Annotated in this window: 17 protein-coding genes; 10 read left to right on the top strand and 7 right to left on the bottom strand. The window is 65.4% G+C overall.

What is annotated here, in order from left to right; all coding sequences use genetic code 11:
- Positions 1-338: 338 nt before the first annotated feature.
- From MKW15_RS02100 to MKW15_RS02085, 4 genes are all read left to right on the top strand, one after another.
- Positions 339-2,654, top strand: a complete 2,316-nt coding sequence (locus tag MKW15_RS02100) for a bifunctional serine/threonine-protein kinase/ABC transporter substrate-binding protein (RefSeq protein WP_240855677.1) — start codon at positions 339-341, stop codon at positions 2,652-2,654.
- Positions 2,655-2,837: 183 nt separating this feature from the next.
- Positions 2,838-3,773, top strand: a complete 936-nt coding sequence (locus tag MKW15_RS02095) for an ABC transporter substrate-binding protein (protein WP_240855676.1) — start codon at positions 2,838-2,840, stop codon at positions 3,771-3,773.
- A 4-nt stretch (positions 3,774-3,777) separates the two neighbouring features.
- On the top strand, positions 3,778-4,743 hold the full coding sequence (locus MKW15_RS02090) for an amino acid ABC transporter permease (RefSeq protein ID WP_240855674.1): 966 nt from the start codon (positions 3,778-3,780) through the stop codon (positions 4,741-4,743).
- Positions 4,730-5,512 carry an amino acid ABC transporter ATP-binding protein gene (locus tag MKW15_RS02085; RefSeq protein ID WP_276614517.1) on the top strand — a complete coding sequence of 261 codons (783 nt, stop codon included), beginning with the start codon at positions 4,730-4,732 and terminating at the stop codon, positions 5,510-5,512. Before MKW15_RS02090 ends, MKW15_RS02085 begins: the two co-directional genes overlap by 14 nt.
- A gap of 6 nt (positions 5,513-5,518) precedes the next feature.
- On the opposite strand, the gene MKW15_RS02080 is transcribed toward MKW15_RS02085, so the two are convergent.
- A complete protein-coding gene (locus tag MKW15_RS02080; RefSeq protein WP_240856026.1) occupies positions 5,519-6,343 on the bottom strand; it encodes a class I SAM-dependent methyltransferase in 825 nt (274 codons plus the stop codon).
- A gap of 88 nt (positions 6,344-6,431) precedes the next feature.
- Here MKW15_RS02080 and MKW15_RS02075 point away from each other — a divergent pair, with 88 nt between their 5' ends.
- Positions 6,432-9,350: a BTAD domain-containing putative transcriptional regulator gene (locus tag MKW15_RS02075; protein WP_240855672.1), complete on the top strand. Its 2,919-nt coding sequence runs from the start codon at positions 6,432-6,434 to the stop codon at positions 9,348-9,350.
- Here the strand turns inward: MKW15_RS02075 and MKW15_RS02070 are convergent.
- From MKW15_RS02070 to MKW15_RS02060, 3 genes are all read right to left on the bottom strand, one after another.
- Positions 9,294-10,391, bottom strand: a complete 1,098-nt coding sequence (locus MKW15_RS02070; protein WP_240855670.1) for an SAM-dependent methyltransferase — start codon at positions 10,389-10,391, stop codon at positions 9,294-9,296. The genes MKW15_RS02075 and MKW15_RS02070 overlap by 57 nt on opposite strands.
- A 439-nt stretch (positions 10,392-10,830) precedes the next feature.
- Positions 10,831-11,367, bottom strand: a complete 537-nt coding sequence (locus MKW15_RS02065; protein ID WP_240855669.1) for a 2'-5' RNA ligase family protein — start codon at positions 11,365-11,367, stop codon at positions 10,831-10,833.
- Positions 11,368-11,418: 51 nt separating this feature from the next.
- Positions 11,419-12,318, bottom strand: coding sequence for a DUF4189 domain-containing protein (locus tag MKW15_RS02060; protein ID WP_240855667.1), 900 nt, complete (start codon positions 12,316-12,318; stop codon positions 11,419-11,421).
- Between the two features lie 267 nt (positions 12,319-12,585).
- Between MKW15_RS02060 and rpsA the strand changes: the two genes are divergently transcribed.
- The 3 genes from rpsA (at position 12,586) to MKW15_RS02045 (ending at position 15,629) form a co-directional block, all read left to right on the top strand.
- Entirely contained in the window at positions 12,586-14,046 is a 1,461-nt protein-coding gene (gene rpsA, locus MKW15_RS02055) for a 30S ribosomal protein S1 (protein ID WP_240855666.1), read from the top strand.
- Positions 14,047-14,134: 88 nt separating this feature from the next.
- Entirely contained in the window at positions 14,135-15,037 is a 903-nt protein-coding gene (coaE, locus tag MKW15_RS02050; protein WP_240855663.1) for a dephospho-CoA kinase, read from the top strand.
- A gap of 142 nt (positions 15,038-15,179) precedes the next feature.
- Complete coding sequence (locus MKW15_RS02045) at positions 15,180-15,629, top strand: hypothetical protein (protein ID WP_240855658.1); 450 nt, start codon at positions 15,180-15,182, stop codon at positions 15,627-15,629.
- A 14-nt stretch (positions 15,630-15,643) separates the two neighbouring features.
- Here MKW15_RS02045 and MKW15_RS02040 read toward each other — a convergent pair whose 3' ends face one another.
- Together MKW15_RS02040 and MKW15_RS02035 are read right to left on the bottom strand one after the other, a co-directional pair.
- Positions 15,644-16,120: a hypothetical protein gene (locus MKW15_RS02040; protein WP_240855656.1), complete on the bottom strand. Its 477-nt coding sequence runs from the start codon at positions 16,118-16,120 to the stop codon at positions 15,644-15,646.
- Complete coding sequence (locus tag MKW15_RS02035; protein WP_240855655.1) at positions 16,117-16,644, bottom strand: ribonuclease FAU-1 family protein; 528 nt, start codon at positions 16,642-16,644, stop codon at positions 16,117-16,119. The genes MKW15_RS02040 and MKW15_RS02035 overlap by 4 nt, the downstream gene beginning before the upstream one ends.
- 74 nt (positions 16,645-16,718) lie before the next feature.
- Between MKW15_RS02035 and uvrB the strand changes: the two genes are divergently transcribed.
- Positions 16,719-18,869 carry an excinuclease ABC subunit UvrB gene (gene uvrB / locus MKW15_RS02030; RefSeq protein WP_240855653.1) on the top strand — a complete coding sequence of 717 codons (2,151 nt, stop codon included), beginning with the start codon at positions 16,719-16,721 and terminating at the stop codon, positions 18,867-18,869.
- 171 nt (positions 18,870-19,040) lie between these two features.
- Entirely contained in the window at positions 19,041-19,487 is a 447-nt protein-coding gene (locus MKW15_RS02025; RefSeq protein ID WP_240855651.1) for a universal stress protein, read from the top strand.
- 12 nt (positions 19,488-19,499) lie between these two features.
- On the opposite strand, the gene MKW15_RS02020 is transcribed toward MKW15_RS02025, so the two are convergent.
- Positions 19,500-20,405 carry a hydroxymethylglutaryl-CoA lyase gene (locus MKW15_RS02020; RefSeq protein WP_240855650.1) on the bottom strand — a complete coding sequence of 302 codons (906 nt, stop codon included), beginning with the start codon at positions 20,403-20,405 and terminating at the stop codon, positions 19,500-19,502.
- Between the last annotated feature and the right edge of the window lie 92 nt (positions 20,406-20,497).

Genomic DNA, 20,497 nt, shown 5'->3' with positions numbered 1-20,497 from the left:
GTTCGGAGTCGTCCGCGAGGATTTTCTGGGGGAGGACTCCAAGGGTAGGGGAAGAAGCTTCTTCCCCTACTTTTGTGGGCGCGTGTTCCTGGCGTCGCGTTCGGCGGAACGCGACGACCGACAGCCGGTGACTGAGATCGGGCCCGTCAGTGTCCGCTTCCGGGGCGAACAGTTGAAGGTGAATCGAGAAACTTCAAGGGGGGTCGGCCACATGGTTGAATCCGCGCCACTGATCGGGTGGTGAACTGCGACCCGACCCTAAGGTGATGGCCATCACAGTTAGGGCGGATGGCTGTGACGTGTCGAGTATCCGCATCGTCATGCCCAGTGGAGGCCCCGTGATACTCGAAACGGGACGTATCTTTGCAGGTTATCGGGTCGTTCGGCCCATCGGTCAGGGCGGGATGGGTCAGGTCTATCTGGTCGAGCACCCACATCTTGGCCGGCTCGAGGCGCTGAAGTTGATCGCCGTCGACCACGGAGACCCGCAGTTCGAGGAACGATTCACTCGCGAGGCGAGGACGGCGGCCGCCCTGAAACATCCCGGCATCGTGACGATCTACCACTACGGGGTCGAGCAAGGCATGCCGTGGTTCACGATGGACTACGTCGATGGCACCGACTTGGCGTCGACCCAGCGACTGACTCGTGACGAGGTCGGGGTGGTCGTGTCGCATTCCGCGGACGCGCTGGATTACGCGCATCGCCATGGAGTCGTCCACCGCGACGTCAAACCGGCAAACATCATGGTCACCCGAGATGCCACCACGGGATCGCTCGAGCGGGTGGTCTTGCTCGATTTCGGAATCGCCCGACTCATGTCGGGTGCACGTCTGACGGCGACGTCCGCCTTCATCGGCACATTCCGCTATGCGGCACCCGAGGTGCTCGACGGGACGTCGGCGACCGACCGTGCCGATCAGTACTCGCTGGCCTCCACGACGTTCGAATTGCTCACCGGCAGAGCGCCTTTCACTGCCGAGCACCCGGCGGGTCTGATCGCGGCACAATTGAGCAAGCCACCGATGTCGCCGTCGGAGGTCTCGCCAGAACTGGCGCCGATCGACCCGTGCGTCCAGCGTGCCCTGGCCAGGAATCCCGCCGCGCGTTACGCGTCGTGCTCGGACTTCGCACGTGACTTCGCCGCCGGTCTACAGGTCATGAATCCAAGTGCATCGGTCACGGCGACCCAGGTGGTGGTGCCACCGTCCGGTCGCGGGGACGACAGCAATCCGGCCGCCGTCCCGACGTCGATGCGGGCGAGTAGGGCCGCTTCGGTGGCCGGTATGGGGTGCGGCCCCGGAGGAGCATCGGGACCCGGCTCGACGCCCGGCGAACCACTGGGCCCGTTCGGACCACCCTCGGGTCCCGGACCACATCCCTCGTGGCCGTCCCAACCACCGCCACCACCGCGCAAGAAGCGGCGAAAGGCTTTGTGGGCAGGGGGCATTGCCGCAATGATCGTGGCGGCGCTGGTCGTCGCCGCCGGTGTGTACGGATTCCGATCGGATGACGAGTCCGAGGTCGAGGCCAAGGCATCACGGGCGGTTGGCCCCGGTGTGTTCATGCCGATCACGCAGGTCGCCGTCGACGGTAGCCCGGCCGCGCATGACGTGAGTCAAGCGCTGGATCCACGTGGATCGGGAGACGCGAAATGTGCGCCGACGACGATTGCGTGGGCCGGACCGCTCAGTGGCAAGCGCGCCACTCGTGCAGCCGGCACGCGTAACGGGGTGGCGCTCGCCGTGCAGGCTCACAACGACGCTAATCCCGATTGTCCGGTGACGGTGCGCGAGGTCGACACCCAGGGAGATCCGGAACAGGCGGCGAGGCTGACTCCCGGCATCATCGGTGATCCCTCGGTCATCGGTGTCATCGGTCCGTGGACCTCGGGCGAGGCCTTTGGCATGGGCCCGGCGTTCAACGCAGCCGGCCTGGCCTTTGCGAGCGGTTCGACGACATCGCCGAAGCTGGGCACCGACGGATGGCGCACCTTCTTCCGGGGCACCATCTCCGACGATGAACTCGGGTTCGCCATCGCGAACTACCTGGCCAAAACCCGGCGATTCTCCAAAGTCTGTGTGGTCGGCGACGACACGGACCTGTCCGGTTCCCTGTCGCCGTCGGTGGCGGCGAACCTGGGATCGGCACTTGCGGCGGACTGCAACCTCACTCTGAAGGCCGGGTCCACGGATTACGCCCAGCAGGTGGCACGCATCAAAGCGGTCGCTCCCGACGCCGTCTTCTACGGAGGCAACTACCCGGAGGCCGCGCCGCTGGTGCGGCAGATGCGCGACGCGGGTGTCTCGGCCACGTTCGTCGGCGGGTCCGACGGAATCTTCAACCCGCTGTTCGTGGAGGCAGCCGGCCCGGCCGCGAAGGGAACTCTGGTGGCGTGCAACTGCGGTCCGTCGTCGGAGCAATTCCTTGCGGCCTACCGTGACAAGTTCAAGGCCGAGCCACTGGTGTTCGCGTCGGAAGCCTACGATCTGACGACCATCATGCTGGCGGGCATCTCCTCGGGTGTGAACACGCGGGAGGCGATGGTCGCCCATCTGCAGCGCTACGCGGGCATGGGGATGGCGCGGGAATACCAATGGGGCACCAACGGAAACCTCACGTTCCCGCGGGCATGGGTCTTCCAGGTCGCTTGATCGAACGAGCCCACGACGGCGAGCGAGCGATCGCTCATCTGGCTGTCGGGATCGGCTCCGCCGGTTAATCTTTCGTAACCGACCGGTGAAGTGCGACCGCAGGCAGTAAGTTCAGACGCCGGGGGACACGACAGTTTCGGTTGGTTACCTGCTCTGAGTATCGGGGCACGAAGGGGTTTTGTGATGCGCGACCTGCGATCGATCCGTCCGGCAGCGATGAGGCTGCCGGCAATTCTCACGCTGCTCTTGGCCGTGATCGCCCTTGTGGTGGCGGGCTGCTCCAATGACGAGTCCACAGAGGGCAATGGTGGCAGTTCCGCAATCCAACCGATTTCCGTGGATGTCGAGAAGCAGGCCGATATCGCGGCACTGTTGCCGCCGGAGATCGCGCAGTCCGGGCAATTGATCGTCGGCGTGAACGTTCCCTACGCACCCAACGAGTTCAAGAACAGCAGCGGCGAGATCATCGGCTTCGACGTCGATCTCATGAACGCCATCGGCAAGGTGCTCGGCGTGACACCGGTCTACAAGGAAGCCGACTTCGACAAGATCATTCCCGCGATCCAGGCAGGGACGTTCAACATCGGCATGTCGTCGTTCACCGACAACCTGGAGCGGCAGCAGCAGGTCGACTTCGTCACCTACTTCAATGCGGGCACGCAGTGGGCGCAGCAGGCCGGTGGGAACATCGATCCGAACAACGCCTGCGGCAAGAAGGTTGCCGTGCAGGCCACGACCGTGCAGGACACCGACGAGATCCCCGCGAAGAGCAAGGCGTGCACCGATGCCGGTAAGCCGGCCATCGAGAAGGTGAAGTTCACCGATCAGTCCGAGGCGACCAACGCGCTCGTGCTCGGTCGGGTGGACGCGATGTCGGCGGATTCGCCGGTCACCGCCTACGCGATCAAGCAGGCCGGCGGCAAGATCGAGGCGGCCGGCGAAGTGTTCGACTCGGCGCCGTACGGATACCCGATCGCCAAGGGCTCGCAACTTGCGCAGGCCATCCAGAAGGCAGTGCAGTTCCTGATCGACAACGGCCAGTACAAGGCGATCACCGAGAACTGGGGCGTCCAGGCAGGTGCCATCCCCACCGCGGTCATCAACGGCGCGACCAGCTGATCGGGTGAGTTCACCGACCACCGGCCCGACCGGTGTGGGTTCTGACGCGGAGTCAGAACCCACACCGATCAAGGCCGTACCACTGCGACATCCTGGTCAATGGGTAGCGGCAGCGATCGTCGCGATCCTGGTCTTCCTGTTCATCTGGGGCGCAGCCACCAACGACGCTTACGGGTGGAGTACCTACGCGAAGTATCTCTTCGACACCCGCATCCTCGAGGGTGTCGGGTACACCATCGCGCTGACGGTGCTGTCGATGGTGATCGCCATCGTTCTCGGTGTGCTGTTGGCGATCATGCGACTGTCACCCAATGTCGTGTTGCGGTCGGTGTCGTGGGTGTACCTCTGGATCTTCCGTGGCACACCCGTGTACGTGCAGTTGGTCTTCTGGGGACTGTTCCCGTCGCTGTACAAGCAGATCGATCTCGGAATCCCGTTCACCTATCAATTCGTTCACTTCGACATCCAGTCGCTCAATGCGGCATTCACCTTCGCGATGATCGGCCTGGCGCTCAACGAATCGGCGTACATGGCCGAAATCGTCCGCGCCGGCATCTCCTCGGTCGGTGAGGGTCAGACCGAGGCATCGGTGGCACTGGGGATGTCGTGGACGCAGACGATGCGTCGCACAGTGCTGCCGCAGGCGATGCGCGTCATCATCCCGCCGACCGGCAACGAGGTCATCAGCATGCTGAAGACCACGAGCCTCGTGACGGCGGTGCCGTTCAGTCTCGAGCTCTACGGTGTGGCCCATGACATCTCGGGTGTCAATTTCCAGCCGATCCCGCTGTTGCTCGTCGCGTCGACCTGGTACCTCGCGATCACCAGCGTGTTGATGGTCGGCCAGTTCTACCTCGAGCGTTACTACGCCCGAGGTGCCTCGCGGCAGCTCACCGCCCGGCAGTTGAAGGCGATGGCCGCAGTGCGCAACGAGGTCGTCGTGGATGAGGAGAGCGATGAGCGCCGGTGACACGAAGCCGCAGCCCATGGTGCTGGCCGACCGCGTGTGCAAGAGCTTCGGGACCTTGCAGGTCCTCAAGGGCATCACGCTGGAGGTCGGCCGGGGTGAGGTGCTCTGCCTGATCGGTCCCTCCGGGTCGGGCAAGTCCACCTTCTTGCGCTGCGTCAATCACCTCGAGGTGGTCAACGCCGGTCGGCTATACGTGGACGGTGACCTCATCGGCTACCGGGAGCGCGGCGACAAGCTCTACGAGATGAGCCCGAAGGATGCGGCCAAGCAGCGCCGGGATATCGGGATGGTGTTCCAGCACTTCAATCTGTTCCCGCACCGCACTGCGCTGGAGAACGTGATCGAGGCGCCCACGCAGGTGAAGAAGCAGTCGAAGACCGAGGCGCTCGCCCGGGCCCGGGAACTCCTCGATCGGGTGGGGCTCGCGGACAAGGCCGACACCTATCCGGCGCAACTGTCCGGCGGCCAACAGCAACGCGTGGCCATCGCGCGGGCCCTCGCCATGGATCCGAAACTGATGTTGTTCGACGAACCGACATCGGCGCTCGATCCCGAACTGGTCGGCGAGGTCCTCGGCGTGATGCGTGAGCTCGCAGCGTCGGGGATGACGATGGTGGTGGTCACCCACGAGATGGGCTTCGCCCGTGAAGTGGCCGATCAACTGGTCTTCATGGACGGCGGGGTGGTCGTCGAAAGAGGCGATCCGCGCGAGGTTCTGGCCAACCCGCAGCAGGAACGGACGAAGATCTTCCTGTCGAAGCTGCTCTGATGGTCCTCAGCGGACCGGCTTCGTGCAGGAGAAGATCGCCGTCCCCGGAAAGTAGCTGCCGCGCAACGGACTCCACTGGCCCCACACGCGATCGAAGTCGTCGGGCCATTCCGGTTCGATGATGTCGTCCAGAATCAGTCCGGCGGAGCGGATCTCGCGGACCCGATCGCCGATGGTGCGGTGGTGTTCGGCGTAGGTCACCTGCCCGGCGTCGTCGATCTCGGTGTAGGGAGTGCGGTTGAAGTACGGGATGGTCACGGTCAGTCCGTCGGGACCCGGGTCGTCGGGAAACATCCAGCGCATCGGATGATTCACGGCGAACACCCATCGCCCGCCGGGGCGGAGCACTCGGGCCACCTCGGCCATGACGCCGGCCGAATCGGCCACGAACGGCACAGCGCCGAAGGCCGAGCATGCGGCGTCGAAGGAATCGTCGGCGAACGGGAGTGCCTCGGCGGTCGCTTGCACAAGTGGCACCCGCTGCTCGTCGCGGGCCATGGCGGCGACACCGATGCCGAGCATGCGCCGCGACAGATCCATGCCCACCACGCGGGCGCCCTGTGCGGCGAGCCAGCGGGCACACGGAGCCGAGCCGCAGCCGACCTCCAGGATGTCGCGACCGGCTACCTCACCGAGAAGGTGGACGTCGGCTTCCCGAACCCGCTCGGGACACCAGACGAAATCGCCGCCGTCGCGACCGACGCCGAGGAATTCTCCGTGTTCGCGGTGGTAGTTCTCGGCGTCGGAGTCCCACCACGACCGGTTTGCTCGTTCGGTGACCTCCGAGGTGGCATCGGGAAGTAGCTGGGGCGGACGCGGAACCTGCGGCATGTCGTCGTGCACGCCTCCGATGATAGAATTTCGCGTGGTCAGCGTGCTTCTGCTGGGTCCGATCGACGTTGCACCGACAGTTACGTCGGTGCGAACCACCGCGCAATTCGGCAGTCCACGTCTGCGCTGCCTGCTCGCTGCGCTCGCGGTCCACGCCGGTGAGATCGTGAGCGTCGACCAGCTGGCCGACATCCTCTGGGGCGACGAGCAACCGACCCGACCCGAAGCCTCGCTGCACAACCTGGCATTTCGTCTGCGCTCCGAATTGCGGCGCGCGGGGCTGGAATCGGTGACGGTCCGCACGATGGCTCCGGGATACGGATTGACCGCCAAGCCGACCGACCTCGACGTCGCGGTCTACGCGGACGCGATCCGGTCGGCGGCCACGCTCCTCGGACCGGATCCGCAGGCGGCCCTCGACCTGGTCGACGACGCCGAAGCTCTGTGGCGCGGAGACCCATTCGGTGAGTTCACCGACGCCCACTGGGTGCGCGAGGCGGTCGGTGATCTGGTCGAACTGCGTCTTCGTGGCGTGGAGATCGGTGCGGACGCGCTCTTGTCGCTGGGTCGCGCACCCGATGCAGTACAGCGACTTTCGTCGACGACGGTGGAGCATCCCTACCGTGAGAGTCTGCACCTGCGTCTGATGCAGGCGCTCTCGAGCGCGCATCGGCCGACCGACGCGCTCGCCGTCTACCGCAGCCTGCGGGACAGGCTGGCAGAAGACCTTGGCACCGAACCCGATGCCGCGCTTGGGCGGTTGCACGCAACGATCCTGGCCGGTCCCGAAGCCACCGCGGCCGCCCCCCGACGTGAGCACGCCGAACTCTTCGGCCGCCGGCACGATCTCGCCGCGGTGACGGACGCGTTGGCGGCCGATCGGGTCGTCACCGTCGTCGGGGTGGGTGGGGTGGGCAAGACGGCGTTGGCCCGGGAACTCGCGACGCACTTCGGTCCGACGTCATGGTGGTGGTCAGAACTGGCGTCGGTGACCGACGGCCCTGCCGTGGCGCCATTGGTGGCAGCGGCCACGGGCGTGCGGCTGCGCGGGGACCTGAATCCGGTCGATGGGCTGGCCGACGCACTCTCAACCGCGGAAGGCGTTGTGGTGCTGGATAACTGCGAACACGTCATCGATGCGGCGGCGGTGGTCGCGTCGACGTTGCGGTCGCGGTGTCCGGGTATCACGGTGCTCGCGACCTCGCGCATGCCGCTGGGGGTGGACGGAGAACGAATCTGGCATCTCGAGCCGCTCGCTGCGCCCAGCCAACTCGATGATGTCGGGTCGTCGCCGTCGGTCCAACTCCTTTGTGCGCGTGCGTCGTCCCGCGACCCGGACTTCCGCCTGACCGAGGCGAACGAGGCTGCTGTTGCGGAGATCTGCCGACGGCTCGACGGTATCCCACTGAGTCTCGAACTGGCTGCCACCAAGATGCGGGCTCTCGGGCCGGAAGTACTGGCGGGGCGCCTCGAGTGGCGATTCCGGGTGCTCCGCGGCGGGGTTCGTGCAACGCACCCGCGGCATCGAAGCCTGCACGCCCTCGTCGACTGGTCGTATTCGTTGCTGGGCGAACGCGAACGGGAACTCTTCGACATGCTGTGGGTGTTCGCCGGCGACTTCGATCTTGCTGCGGTGGAGATTGTCGTTGCCGAGGTCGAGGGACCCGCTACCCGCGACGACGTCGAACTGCGGATGTCCGAACTCGTGGAGGCGTCGATGGTGGCCCTGCGCGGCGGCAGATATCGCCTGCTCGAGACGCTGCGCAGCTTCGGCGTGCAACAGTGCACCCAGGGTCGTGACGAGACCCTCCGCCGTGCGCATGCGGGCTACGTCGCCGATCGGCTTGCCGGGCGAGAACGCGATCTGTGGGGACCGGGTCACGCCGCGGCGGCACAGATGGCCGCGGCCATGCTGGACGACGTTCGCCGTGCCATGGATTGGGCGGTCACCCACGACCGACGGCTCGCGATCCGCATCCTCCTCGGGTTGCTGCCCTATCTCGAACTGTCGATGAGTACCGAGGTGACCGGATGGGCGCGAGACTTGCTGCGCAAGAGCGGAGATGAGCATCGTCGTGAACGAGCGGTCGTCCTCGCGGTTGCGGCAAGCGGTGCCCGTTTCGACGGCGACCTGTTCGCTGCGGGGCAACGGGCGCGGGACGGGCTCGACTGCGATCCGCACGGACCGGTCCTCGTGTATCTGCACATGATCCTGCTCGATGTGGCCATGTTCCAAGGGGATCTCGATCTCGCGCAGGAGCACACTCACCGCTATCGCGTCGCCGCCGCCGATGCGGGTATGCCGTCGGTAACGTACATGGCTCGTGCCTGTTCGGTTCTGGTCGACTCGTATCGCGATGACGCCGACGAACCAGAGGCGGGTTCGGCGCACGTGATTGCGGTCGCCGGCGCTGCGGCGGACGCGGGCGACGACGTCGTTGCGTCGTGGTGCAACTACATCGCCGGCGAGGTGTTGCGCGAGTGCGACCCGCATCGGTCGATTGGGTTGTTCGACAACGCGATCGAGGGTTCGGCCCGAACCTGCGACCGCTATCTGCAAGGGGTGGCCATGGTGTCGCGGGCGTCGGTGGAGTTGCGGGCCGGTGACCCGTCGATCGCGGCCGGCATGTTCCGCGACGTGGTCGAGCACTGGCGCAGATCGGGCAACTGGACTCACCAGTGGGTGGCAATGCGAACCGTCGTCGAACTGCTTGCACACCAGGGCGATAAGGCGGCTGCGGCGCGGTTGCTCGGAGCCATCCGGCACTCCGGTGAACTCAGCGGTGCCGGGGTGTACGGCGAGGACGAGGAGCGCCTGGCCGGGATTGAGCATGAACTGACCGAGACTCTCGGCGACGACACTGTGGCGGTCCTGATGGAACTGGGTGCCGCCCTGCACCCGGCTGCGGTGGTCGCGTCGAGTGCCGCCGCCCTGGACATACTGTCGCGGTCAGGTCCGGGTGGTGAGCTCGTAGAAACGGAAGAAGCTGAAGTCGTCGATGGGTAGCGTCGCGGCGCCGGCGAATCCGGCGTCCTTCGCGTAGCCGTCCAAGACGCTCGGTCGCATCACCGTACCGGTGGCGGACGACGGTTCCGAACACATTCCGTCGGGCAGACAGACGAAGATCGAGAATCCGTACATGAGCCGGTCGACCTCGTCGGCGGACCCGGCGAACTCCCCGGACACCGCCTCGTCCATGACCACCATCGAACCGCCCGGCACGAGCGCGGCACGCACCGATCGGAGAACCTCTACCGGGCGTGGCATGTCGTGAATGCACTCGAAGGCGAAGGCAATGTCGAAAGTGCCTGCTTCGCCGGCGGTGTTGCCGTCGGCGAGACGGAAGTCGACACGATCGGCCACCCCATGGTCTGCTGCGTTGCGCCGAGCCATCGCCACCGACTCCGCATCGACGTCGAGTCCGGTGAAGAGTGCCTCGGGGTAGGCCTGTGCCAGAGCGATGGTCGACCATCCGCCGCCGAATCCCACGTCGAGAATGCGCGCTCCCGGCCTCGACAGGGTCCGGTGGATGTGGTCGACGCCGGCGATCGCGGGTCCGAGGCGTTGAGCAAACCACGGCCGGTTCAGGGCCGCTTGACATTCGCGGGCATCGGCGCCCAGGGCTTCCCAGCTGACGCCGCCGCCGCGTCGGTAGGCCGACATCAGTTCGGGAAGGTGCGTGAAGGCGGCCGCGAACATCCGTGGGAGGGCGCCGAGGTAGGCAAGACTGTGTTCGTCGAGCAGCACCTCGGCGACCCCTGGTGCGATGGCGAACTTCGGGGTTGTCGAGGTGGTGTCGGCGTCCAGTATCCCGAAGGCGGCTTGCATCTCCAGCCATTCGCGGACGTATCGGCGATGGGTTCCGGTGCGTGCGGCGACGTCGTCGGCAGTCGAGGGTCCGTGATCGGCGAGGTCGGCATACCAGCCGAGACGTTCGCCGAGGTAGATGCTCATCGTCTCGGCCGTGGCCAGAGTCGAGGTGAACAGCCGCTCGGCGAACTCGTCGGCGGACGGTGCATGGTCGGTGTGAATCTGTGTGAGTGTCATGCCGGAAGTCTTGCCCGGCGACCTCTCAGATCACTCTCACCGCCTGAGTGCCGAGTTGGAGAACGCGAGTGCTGCAGCACTCGCGCTCTCCAACTCAACTCGAGTCCTCGCAGCTCGAGGTGGAATGTGGCCAGGAGGAAGCCCAGGCCGTGCCCGACCTGGTTGTCTATGTGCCGTGGGTGGCCTCAGGCCACACCCTGTGCCGAATCGTTGAATCTGTGTGGTGCAAAACCCAAGTTCTCCACAAGTACCCGGAGTGTAAGGATCGCTTCCACGGCAGGAACCGCGGCCGGTTCACAGCGTCGCTAACCCTCATTTTGCGGGCGCCAAACCATCGTGTTTTCCCAGGTCAGAGCGCTGGCCGCCAAACCTTCGTAACGGGGAGCAGAGGGACGTGACGCGTTGGTGCAGGTCAGCGTCATGATCACCGGACTTGGAGTCAGCGAACCCCAGCAATCCGAGTTTCGGTGCGCGCGTCGCTGTCCCATCGTCGGAGAGCCACGAACCGGCCATCGATCGGAGTTTGGAGGTCGGCCACGTCGAGTGCGCGGGTGAGTTGCTCGGGGTCGAGACGCCGAGCGATCGTGACGTGTGGAGTCCAGCTTCCCGGTGCGGTGTGGAGCGGCGGCGGGGCATCGGCGATGTGGTCGGCGGACAAGTCGACAACCTCTGCGTGCAGATCGAGCAATTCGGCGGTCGGAACCACGAGCCGTGCGAGGATCACCCGTTCGGGCCGGCCGAACAGAATCGGCGCACCGATGGTCATCGGGATCGGGAATCGCATGGACAGGTGGGCGCACGCTGCATCTGCCTCGGCCCGAATTCGCGAACTCACCAACACGGTGACGTGCGGGCGATTGGTCGGAGTGAGATGCCGGCCCGCGCTCGGGAGGCCGGCGTCGGTGAGCTGTGACCAGTGGGTTCGCACGGTCGCATCGCTGCGCTCGTCGAGCAGGAGCTCGATGGAATGCATCATCGCGTCAAGTCAACCAGCCGGTCTGTGAGCCCGATACCAGGTTGGGAATGGTCACATACAGGTGGTGATGAGCTCGCTGCACGTGCCCTGGCCGATCGACGTGCACTTGTCCCGTGCCGCGGTGATCACCGAAGAGCGCACTCGACCGTTCGCCCAACCCGTGGGCCCCCAGCCGCTGGCGGCCGGAGCCGTGGCCACCGAGGCGCACCACCCGGTCTGCATCGGTACCCATCCGCAATAGCTGTCCGACGGCCAGCCCTTGCTCCAGATGGCCTGGTTGCAGGCGTTGACGGCCGCCGTCTTCGCGGCGGTGCTGGTCGGATAGTTGGTGGCGACCTTGTACGCGCCCGACCCGGAGAACGCGATCGCCCCGTAGTAGATGGTCTCGGGTGTAGTCGTGGTGGTCGTCGTATACGGCGTGTACGACGGGCTCACGGTGGATTCGGTGGATGTGCTCTCGGTCGAGGTGCTCGCGTGGGCACTGTTCTCGGAATCCTTGTCGTCGCCCGATTTTGCGATGGCGATCACCGCGACGGCGACCACGACGCCGACGATCAAGACGAGGACGCCGACGATCGCGAGCACGGTGGTGCCCGAGTTCCCGCCACCGCCGTTAGGTGGCGGGCCGAACGGGGGACCCCCGAAGGGCGGCCCGCCGAACGGAGGGCCGACGGGCGGTGGTCCCGACGGTGGTGGTCCGTACGGTGACGATGGGTATGGGGGAGTCCCGCTCGGTGGTGGCCCGCCGAACTGGCCCGGGCCGTTCTGGACGGGGTTGTACTGGGTCGCCCCGTACTGGTTGGGATCGTATGGGGGCGTCGGATTGTGGCCGGTCGGCGTGCCGTACGGGTCTGGGGCTCTCTCGCCGCCCCTGCCGTTTTGAGCACTGCCGTTTTGAGCACCGCCGTGTGGATCACGGCCGTATGGGTCGCCGTTGTATGGATTGTTCATCGCGATATCCCCGATCCTTCTACTGGCGTGCACGGCCACGACGTCCCACCGTGAGCCAGACACCCGCCCCGAACGCTCGACCGGAACCTGCCCTTGAGGTCGTATTTGCCCAGGACAACCCGTCTCGCGTAGTCTTGCACGAGCACGCGCGCATGGTCGCGTGCCCTCGTTGTGCCCAACGCCGATCCAGTGTCAGTCGACTCAGTGTCAGCGGGCCCGACAAGCGGAACTGTACCTACTACACACCTGTCCGGAGCAACTCAACATATGTCGTCCCCCACGATCACCTCGCCGCAAGTAGCCGTCAACGATATCGGCTCGGCCGAGGACTTTCTCGCCGCCATCGACTCCACGATCAAGTACTTCAACGATGGCGACATCGTGGAAGGCACCATCGTCAAGGTCGATCGGGACGAGGTTCTGCTCGACATCGGTTACAAGACCGAAGGCGTCATCCCTTCCCGTGAACTCTCGATCAAGCACGACGTCGACCCCAATGAGGTCGTCAACGTCGGTGACGAGGTCGAGGCCCTGGTCCTCACCAAGGAGGACAAGGAAGGCCGCCTGATCCTGTCCAAGAAGCGCGCTCAGTACGAGCGTGCGTGGGGCACCATCGAGGAGCTCAAGGAGAAGGACGAGGCCGTCAAGGGCACCGTCATCGAGGTCGTCAAGGGCGGCCTGATCCTCGACATCGGCCTGCGTGGCTTCCTCCCGGCGTCGCTGGTGGAGATGCGTCGCGTTCGCGATCTGCAGCCGTACATCGGCAAGGAGATCGAGGCCAAGATCATCGAGCTCGACAAGAACCGCAACAACGTGGTGCTGTCGCGTCGTGCCTGGCTGGAGCAGACCCAGTCCGAGGTCCGCAGCGAATTCCTGCACCAGCTGCAGAAGGGCCAGGTCCGCAAGGGCGTCGTGTCCTCGATCGTCAACTTCGGCGCGTTCGTCGATCTCGGCGGCGTCGACGGTCTGGTGCACGTCTCCGAGCTGTCCTGGAAGCACATCGATCATCCGTCCGAGGTTGTCACCGTTGGTGACGAGGTCACCGTCGAGGTTCTCGACGTCGATCTGGACCGCGAGCGTGTTTCGCTGTCGCTCAAGGCAACTCAGGAAGATCCGTGGCGTCAGTTCGCCCGCACCCATGCGATCGGTCAGATCGTGCCGGGCAAGGTCACCAAGCTGGTGCCGTTCGGTGCGTTCGTCCGCGTCGACGAGGGCATCGAGGGCCTGGTGCACATCTCCGAGCTGGCCGAGCGCCACGTCGAGGTGCCGGATCAGGTTGTCGCCGTCGGTGACGACGCGATGGTCAAGGTCATCGACATCGACCTGGAGCGTCGTCGGATCTCGCTGAGCCTCAAGCAGGCCAACGAGGATTACACCGAGGAGTTCGACCCGTCGAAGTACGGCATGGCCGACAGCTACGACGAGCAGGGCAACTACATCTTCCCCGAGGGCTTCGACGCCGACACCAACGAATGGCTCGAAGGCTTCGAGAAGCAGCGTGAGGCATGGGAGGCCCGGTACGCCGAGGCCGAGCGTCGCCACAAGATGCACACCGCTCAGATGGAGAAGTTCGCCGCGGCCGCAGCGGAGGCTGCCAACGCACCGTCGGACTACTCGTCGGCATCCGAGAGCCGCACCGCGAGCAGCGCTCCCGCGTCGACCGGCGGTTCGCTGGCCAGCGACGAGCAGCTCGCAGCACTGCGCGAGAAGCTGTCGGGCAACGCCTGATCGCTCCGTAGTCACTGACTGACGAGGCCCCCTCCCGATTCGGGAGGGGGCCTCGTTGTCGTCTGTGTCGGTTTGCGAAACTGATGGGGTGATCAGGCTGGGGCTGACCGGCGGCATCGGAGCCGGCAAATCGACAGTGGCCAAGACCTTCGTCGACCGGGGCGCGTACATCATCGACGCCGACAAGATCGCCCGTGAGGTGGTGGCACCCGGATCGGAGGGGCTCGCCTCGCTCGTGACGGCCTTCGGCGACGACATCCTCACCGCCGACGGCAGCCTCGATCGGCCGGCGCTGGCCGCCAAAGCCTTCGTCGACGACGAGCAGCGTGCCAAACTCAACGGCATCACCCATCCGTTGATCGGCGCACGGACTCAGGCGCTGCTCGACGCGGCGCCGCCGGATGCGATTGTGGTGCAGGATATTCCGCTGCTCGTGGAGAACCACACGGCACCGTTCTTCCATCTCGTCGTCATCGTGCACGCCGATGAACAGCTTCGTCTGCATCGTCTGACCACCATGCGCGGTGTGGATGAGGCCGATGCCCGGGCTCGGATCGCTGCTCAGGCCACCGATGAGCAGCGGCGCGCGGTGGCCGACGCCTGGCTGGACAATTCCGGTACGCCCGAGGACCTGGCCGCAGCTGCTGCGGCGCTGTGGGACGAACGGCTGCTGCCGTTCGAGGCGAATGTGCGTGCGCGTCGGCCTGCGGAGCCGATCGAGGCTCTCGTGGCGGCCGACCCGGACCCGGGTGCGTTGCCCGGCCGTCTCACCAACCGACTCTGGGCGATCGTCGGCGCGAACGCGACCGCGGTCGAGGTCACCGCGAGCGAACCGTCGATCGAGCTGATGGTGACCGCACGGAGCGACGATGCGGCCGCCGAACTGGGCGATGCGCTCGCCGATGGCGGGTTTGCTCCGGTGGCGCCTGGTCGCCATCGATCCTGCGATCCCGGCAAGCCTGCGACGGTCGCGGTGGTTGCGCCGACCTGATCCGAAGCTCGTGACTTCTTCCCCCGTCCAATAGGTTCCTCGATTCTTGCGTCCGGAGCCGTCGTAGATTGCTACCCTGAGCCCGAAATGTTTCATATATGACCTGGTGATTAGTCGGGGAGAGTCGGGAAAAGCTATGTCGGTGAACAAGTTTCGTGTTGGTGCAGCGGTTGTCGGGGTTGGGCTGGCGATGTCGGCGGCAAGTGTGGCGGGCCTGGCGCCTGCCCCGGAGGCCGGGGCCGCGGTCGAGGGAGTCGCGATCGGAACGCATGCGGGCTACGGTTCGGTCGCCAGCCGCTACGGGGCGGGATGCACTTACAAGGTGGCGGCGATGGTCAGCGACTACTCGCCCAACGCGGAGCGGGTGACCATCACGAGCCGACGGCTCGGCGGTGGCCCGACGGTCACGCTGGTGAGCAAGAAGCCGACCCGGCCTGTGGTTGCCGCGTCGTGGATGCCATCGGCGCCCGGTGTCTACGTCATCAAGGCAACGCAGGGGAACTCGACGAGGTCGCTGACCGCACAGGCCGGCATCGGGGTGCAGTTCCCGCCGTTCTTCGGCCGAGGGCAGTGCGCGGTCCTGATTCCTTGACGTAACTATGGCGTTCACGCGAAATGCGCGGCGAGGCGTCGATGTCGGTGACGGAAGAGGTGGCCGACGAACCAGACGAGAAATGGTGTCAGCGGACGCAGAAGTAGCCGTGGCCGGAACTCGAGCACGTCGCTGACCTCGGTGCGGCTGTCATCGAGGGCCGTCAACCGGCGAGTGTGGGTCCATGTCTTCATCGTCACCATCGACGACTCTTCGCGGAACCCGACGCCCGGGGTCAGCTCGACGATCCTCAGATCGTCGTAGTCGAGCGGGAGGACGCCGCCGTAGAGTAGCCACACCTTGCCGACAGGTTCACCGATCTCGATGTCGGCGATCGTCTTTCCGCGGTGCCGTCGAGGCAACACCATCTTCATGTATGGCATCAGTTCGGCGTTGATCCCGTCCATGCTCGCGACGCGTTCCCACGCGGTCTCGGACGGTACGTTCAGGACCGAGGTCTGGCCGACACGGCTCAGTGCGGTTTCAGTCATGGCCGGTCCAGCCACGTCAGACGGTCGCAGACGGACTCGTCGAGCCACAGTTGCACGTCATGTGCGTTCTCGGCGGCGCCCACCAGGGTTCGGGCCGCGATGGCGACGGCGTGGTCGCAGTCGGCGAGTTCGAGCAGGCCGGCGGCGTGTGCTTCGAACAGCTCGTCGACGTCGAGCAACTGCAGTGGAGTTCCCGGAACGTCGACGAGGTCGAGGTACCAGTCGACGGCGTGCCAGCGCCCGTCCGCGTCGGGCCCCGAGAACTGCCCGACGTCCAGGTACAGGCGCTGGCCGTCGCGGTACCCGTCCCGGAAGTGGAAAATGTTGGCGCGCAGGCCAAGTGTGGGGAGTAACCAGGTCTCGAGATGCTCGAACCGGGGATGGTCGGCGGTCCGCGACATGTACAGCCCGAAGCCGGTGATCCGATAGTCCAGCACAGGCCGGACGAATCCCTTGTTGTCGGTGTTGGTCATCGCGGGCACGTCGAACACCTCACGCTTGGGCGGGTGCGGGGACTCGGCCATGTCGTCAGCCTAATGGCGCCTCGGCGCACCTGCGCCGGAACATTCCTGTCATAGGCCGCGTTTACCCTGGCACTATGGCTTTTGCTGCTGAACACCCTGTTCTTGCCCACTCCGAGTTCCGCCCGGTCGGCGAGGTCGTGCGCGCCGGTGGAGACTTCGAGGTGGTCAGCGAGTACGAACCAGCCGGCGACCAGCCAGAGGCGATCGATGATCTCGAGAAGCGGATCGCCGCGGGTGAGAAGGACATCGTGCTGCTCGGCGCCACCGGCACAGGCAAGTCCGCGACCACCGCCTGGCTCATCGAGCGCGTCCAACGACCGACGCTGGTGATGGCGCCGAACAAGACGCTCGCCGCTCAGCTCGCCAACGAGCTGCGCGAGATGCTGCCCAACAATGCGGTCGAGTACTTCGTCTCGTACTACGACTACTACCAACCCGAGGCGTACATCGCCCAGACCGACACCTACATCGAGAAGGACTCGTCGATCAACGACGACGTCGAGCGGCTGCGGCACTCTGCGACGTCGAGTCTGCTGTCGCGGCGTGACGTGGTGGTTGTGGCGTCGGTGTCGTGCATCTACGGCCTCGGCACCCCGCAGTCCTACTTGGACCGCTCCGTGGAGGTCGAGGTCGGGCAGGAGATCGACCGTGACGCACTGCTGCGCCTCCTCGTAGACGTGCAGTACACCCGCAACGACCAGTCGTTCACTCGCGGTGGCTTCCGGGTTCGGGGCGATACGGTCGAGATCATCCCGTCCTACGAGGAGCTCGCGGTGCGCATCGAGTTCTTCGGCGACGAGGTGGAGGCGCTGTACTACCTTCACCCGCTGACCGGAGATGTTGTTCGACAAGTCGATTCGCTCCGAATCTTCCCGGCGACACACTACGTGGCCGGTCCGGAGCGGATGGAACGCGCGATGAAGGGTATCGAGGAGGAACTCGAGCAACGGCTGGCCGACCTGGAGGGCAAGGGCAAGCTGCTGGAGGCCCAACGACTCCGGATGCGCACCACTTACGACCTGGAGATGATGCGGCAGGTCGGATTCTGTTCGGGTATCGAGAACTATTCGCGCCACATCGACGGCCGCGCGGCGGGCAGTGCCCCGGCGACCCTCATCGACTATTTCCCTGACGACTTCCTGCTCGTCATCGACGAGTCCCACGTCACCGTTCCGCAGATCGGCGGCATGTACGAGGGCGACATGTCCCGCAAACGCAACCTGGTGGAGTACGGATTCCGATTGCCGTCGGCGGTGGACAATCGTCCGCTGACCTGGGACGAGTTCGTCGACCGGATCGGGCAGACCGTCTACCTCTCGGCAACCCCCGGTCCCTACGAATTGGGACAGGCGAACGGTGAGTTCGTCGAGCAGGTGATCCGGCCGACCGGACTCGTCGACCCGGAGGTCGTGGTCAAACCGACCAAGGGGCAGATCGATGATCTCGTGCACGAGATCCGGGAGCGGACCGAGCGCGACGAGCGGGTCCTGGTCACGACGCTGACAAAGAAAATGGCCGAGGATCTCACCGACTACCTGCTGGAACTCGGCATCCGGGTGCGATACCTGCATTCCGAGGTCGACACCCTGCGACGCGTGGAGTTGCTGAGGCAGCTGCGATCCGGCGATTACGACGTGCTGGTCGGCATCAACCTGCTCCGCGAGGGACTCGACCTGCCCGAGGTATCGCTGGTCGCGATCCTCGATGCCGACAAGGAAGGATTTCTGCGCAGCACCACCTCGCTGATCCAGACGATCGGACGCGCGGCGCGCAACGTCTCGGGCGAGGTGCACATGTATGCCGACAAGATCACCGACTCGATGCGCAACGCGATCGACGAGACCGAACGGCGGCGCGAGAAGCAGGTCGCGTACAACACCGAACACGGAATCGACCCGAAGCCGTTGCGCAAGAAGATCGCCGACATCCTCGACCAGGTGTATCGCGAGGCCGACGACGTTGCGGTGGGCGGTTCCGGGCGCAACGCCAGCCGGGGCCGGCGCGCGCAGGGCGAGGTGTCCAAGGCCGGCAGCGCGGGCGTGCTGGAGAAGCGGGACGTGTCGTCGATGCCGCGGGCCGAACTCGCCGATCTGGTGTCGCAGCTCACCGATCAGATGATGAACGCGGCCCGCGACCTGCAGTTCGAGCTGGCCGGCCGCCTGCGTGACGAGATCGCCGACCTCAAGAAGGAGCTCCGCGGAATGGACGCCGCAGGAATCAAGTAGCCGAGAGTCGGGGGCAAGCCACCGCGGCGGCTATTTGTGCGGATCACCACGAACCGGGGACAAACACGGCGCGGGCAAACTACCCTGCCGGATCAGGGGCCCTACAGTATGGGGATGGCATGAGCCCCGCTGGAGGGCAGCGGGGTGGGAATCTCTTCTGAGAGGTTGGCAATGAGCGCATACCAGACCGTCGTCGTTGGAACGGACGGTTCCGAATCGTCGATGAAAGCAGTAGAACGTGCAGGCGCCATCGCCGGTGAGGCGGCGCAGCTTGTGATCGCATGCGCATATTTCCCCAATGATCGCAGCGCCGGTGGGGCGGCCGACGTGCTCAAGGACGAGGCGTACCAGGTGACCGGGTCGGCACCCACCGAAGAGATCCTGCGGACCGCCAAGGAACGGGCCTCCGGTGCCGGTGCGGGGAACATCGTTCAGCGTCCGATCAAGGGCGCGCCCGTGGATGCTCTGCTGCAGCTGGTGACCGATGTGAAGGCGGACCTTCTCGTCGTCGGAAACCGCGGGTTGAATTCCATCGCCGGTCGTCTGTTGGGCTCGGTGCCCGCCGATGTGGCACGCAAGTCGGCTTGCGACGTCCTCATCGTGCACACCACGAACTGACCTATTTGCACGTCACGGTCGCGTCGGAAATCCTCCGGCGCGACCGAGTAGCGCCGGGACCGCCTTGTCCAACGTCTTGCCGAGCCATTCGGCTGCCGTGACGAGTCCCGTCATGTCGACGCCCGTGGACACATCCGTCCGATCGAGGGCGTACAGCAGATCCTCGGACGCGATGTTGCCCGTGGCCGCGGGAGCGAACGGACAGCCGCCGAAGCCGCCGATGCTGGCGTCAAGGGCCGTTGCACCTGTTTCCAATGCGGTGAGGGCGTTGGCGTAGCCGGTATTTCGTGTGTTGTGGAAGTGCCACCGCTGTGGAATCCCAGGAGCCCGTTCGGCGGTGATCCTGGCAAGTGCGCGAACCTGTGCGGGCACGCCCACTCCGATCGTGTCCGCCTGCGCGATCTCGTCGGGGGCGCCGGCGTCCACCAGTTCGGACACGATTTGTCCGATCCACGTGGGATCGACCTCCCCGGAGAACGGGCATCCGAACGCGGTCGCGATGGTCACGGTGGTGGCCAGACCCGCGGCGCGCGCATCGCGCACCACATCGGCTGCCGCTGAAATACCTTCGGCGACGCTGCATCCCTGATTTCGCCTGCTGAACTCCTCGGTGGACACCACAACCGCGTTGACCTCGTCGACCCCGGCCTCGACCGCGCGGTCCAGACCGCGACGATTGAGAACAAGTCCGATATAGGAAACGTCGGCCCGGTCTCGGGGCACGGCAGCCATCACATCTTCGGCGCCGGCCATCTGCGGTACACGCTTGGGATTGACGAAGCTGACGGCCTCGATGCGGCGTACGCCGGCCTCGACCGCGCGGTTGATCAACTCGACCTTCTCGTCGACCGTGAGCAGTTTCTGTTCGTTCTGCAGTCCGTCACGCGGACCGACCTCGACGAGCTGTACCGATGCCATGCCTCATCCTCGCACTATCCGAGATTGTATGCAATGAGCCAATGGTTGATCGAAATTTGACGCGATTCGGCGGACATATCGGTCAGGGCCCG

The organism is Gordonia gummivorans, assembly GCF_022513585.1.
Lineage (GTDB): Bacteria > Actinomycetota > Actinomycetes > Mycobacteriales > Mycobacteriaceae > Gordonia.
This window is presented reverse-complemented; position numbering and strand designations above follow the sequence as displayed.

Excerpts from the sequence above, each read along its gene's own strand:
- MKW15_RS02065 (WP_240855669.1), bottom strand. The coding sequence starts at position 11,367 with ATGATGCATTCCATCGAGCTCCTGCTCGACGAGCGCAGCGATGCGACC.
- MKW15_RS02070 (WP_240855670.1), bottom strand. The coding sequence starts at position 10,391 with ATGACACTCACACAGATTCACACCGACCATGCACCGTCCGCCGACGAG.
- MKW15_RS02040 (WP_240855656.1), bottom strand. The coding sequence starts at position 16,120 with ATGACTGAAACCGCACTGAGCCGTGTCGGCCAGACCTCGGTCCTGAAC.
- MKW15_RS02060 (WP_240855667.1), bottom strand. The coding sequence starts at position 12,318 with ATGAACAATCCATACAACGGCGACCCATACGGCCGTGATCCACACGGC.
- rpsA (WP_240855666.1), top strand. The coding sequence starts at position 12,586 with ATGTCGTCCCCCACGATCACCTCGCCGCAAGTAGCCGTCAACGATATC.
- MKW15_RS02080 (WP_240856026.1), bottom strand. The coding sequence starts at position 6,343 with ATGCCGCAGGTTCCGCGTCCGCCCCAGCTACTTCCCGATGCCACCTCG.
- uvrB (WP_240855653.1), top strand. The coding sequence starts at position 16,719 with ATGGCTTTTGCTGCTGAACACCCTGTTCTTGCCCACTCCGAGTTCCGC.
- MKW15_RS02020 (WP_240855650.1), bottom strand. The coding sequence starts at position 20,405 with ATGGCATCGGTACAGCTCGTCGAGGTCGGTCCGCGTGACGGACTGCAG.
- MKW15_RS02035 (WP_240855655.1), bottom strand. The coding sequence starts at position 16,644 with ATGGCCGAGTCCCCGCACCCGCCCAAGCGTGAGGTGTTCGACGTGCCC.
- MKW15_RS02025 (WP_240855651.1), top strand. The coding sequence starts at position 19,041 with ATGAGCGCATACCAGACCGTCGTCGTTGGAACGGACGGTTCCGAATCG.
- MKW15_RS02095 (WP_240855676.1), top strand. The coding sequence starts at position 2,838 with ATGCGCGACCTGCGATCGATCCGTCCGGCAGCGATGAGGCTGCCGGCA.
- MKW15_RS02085 (WP_276614517.1), top strand. The coding sequence starts at position 4,730 with ATGAGCGCCGGTGACACGAAGCCGCAGCCCATGGTGCTGGCCGACCGC.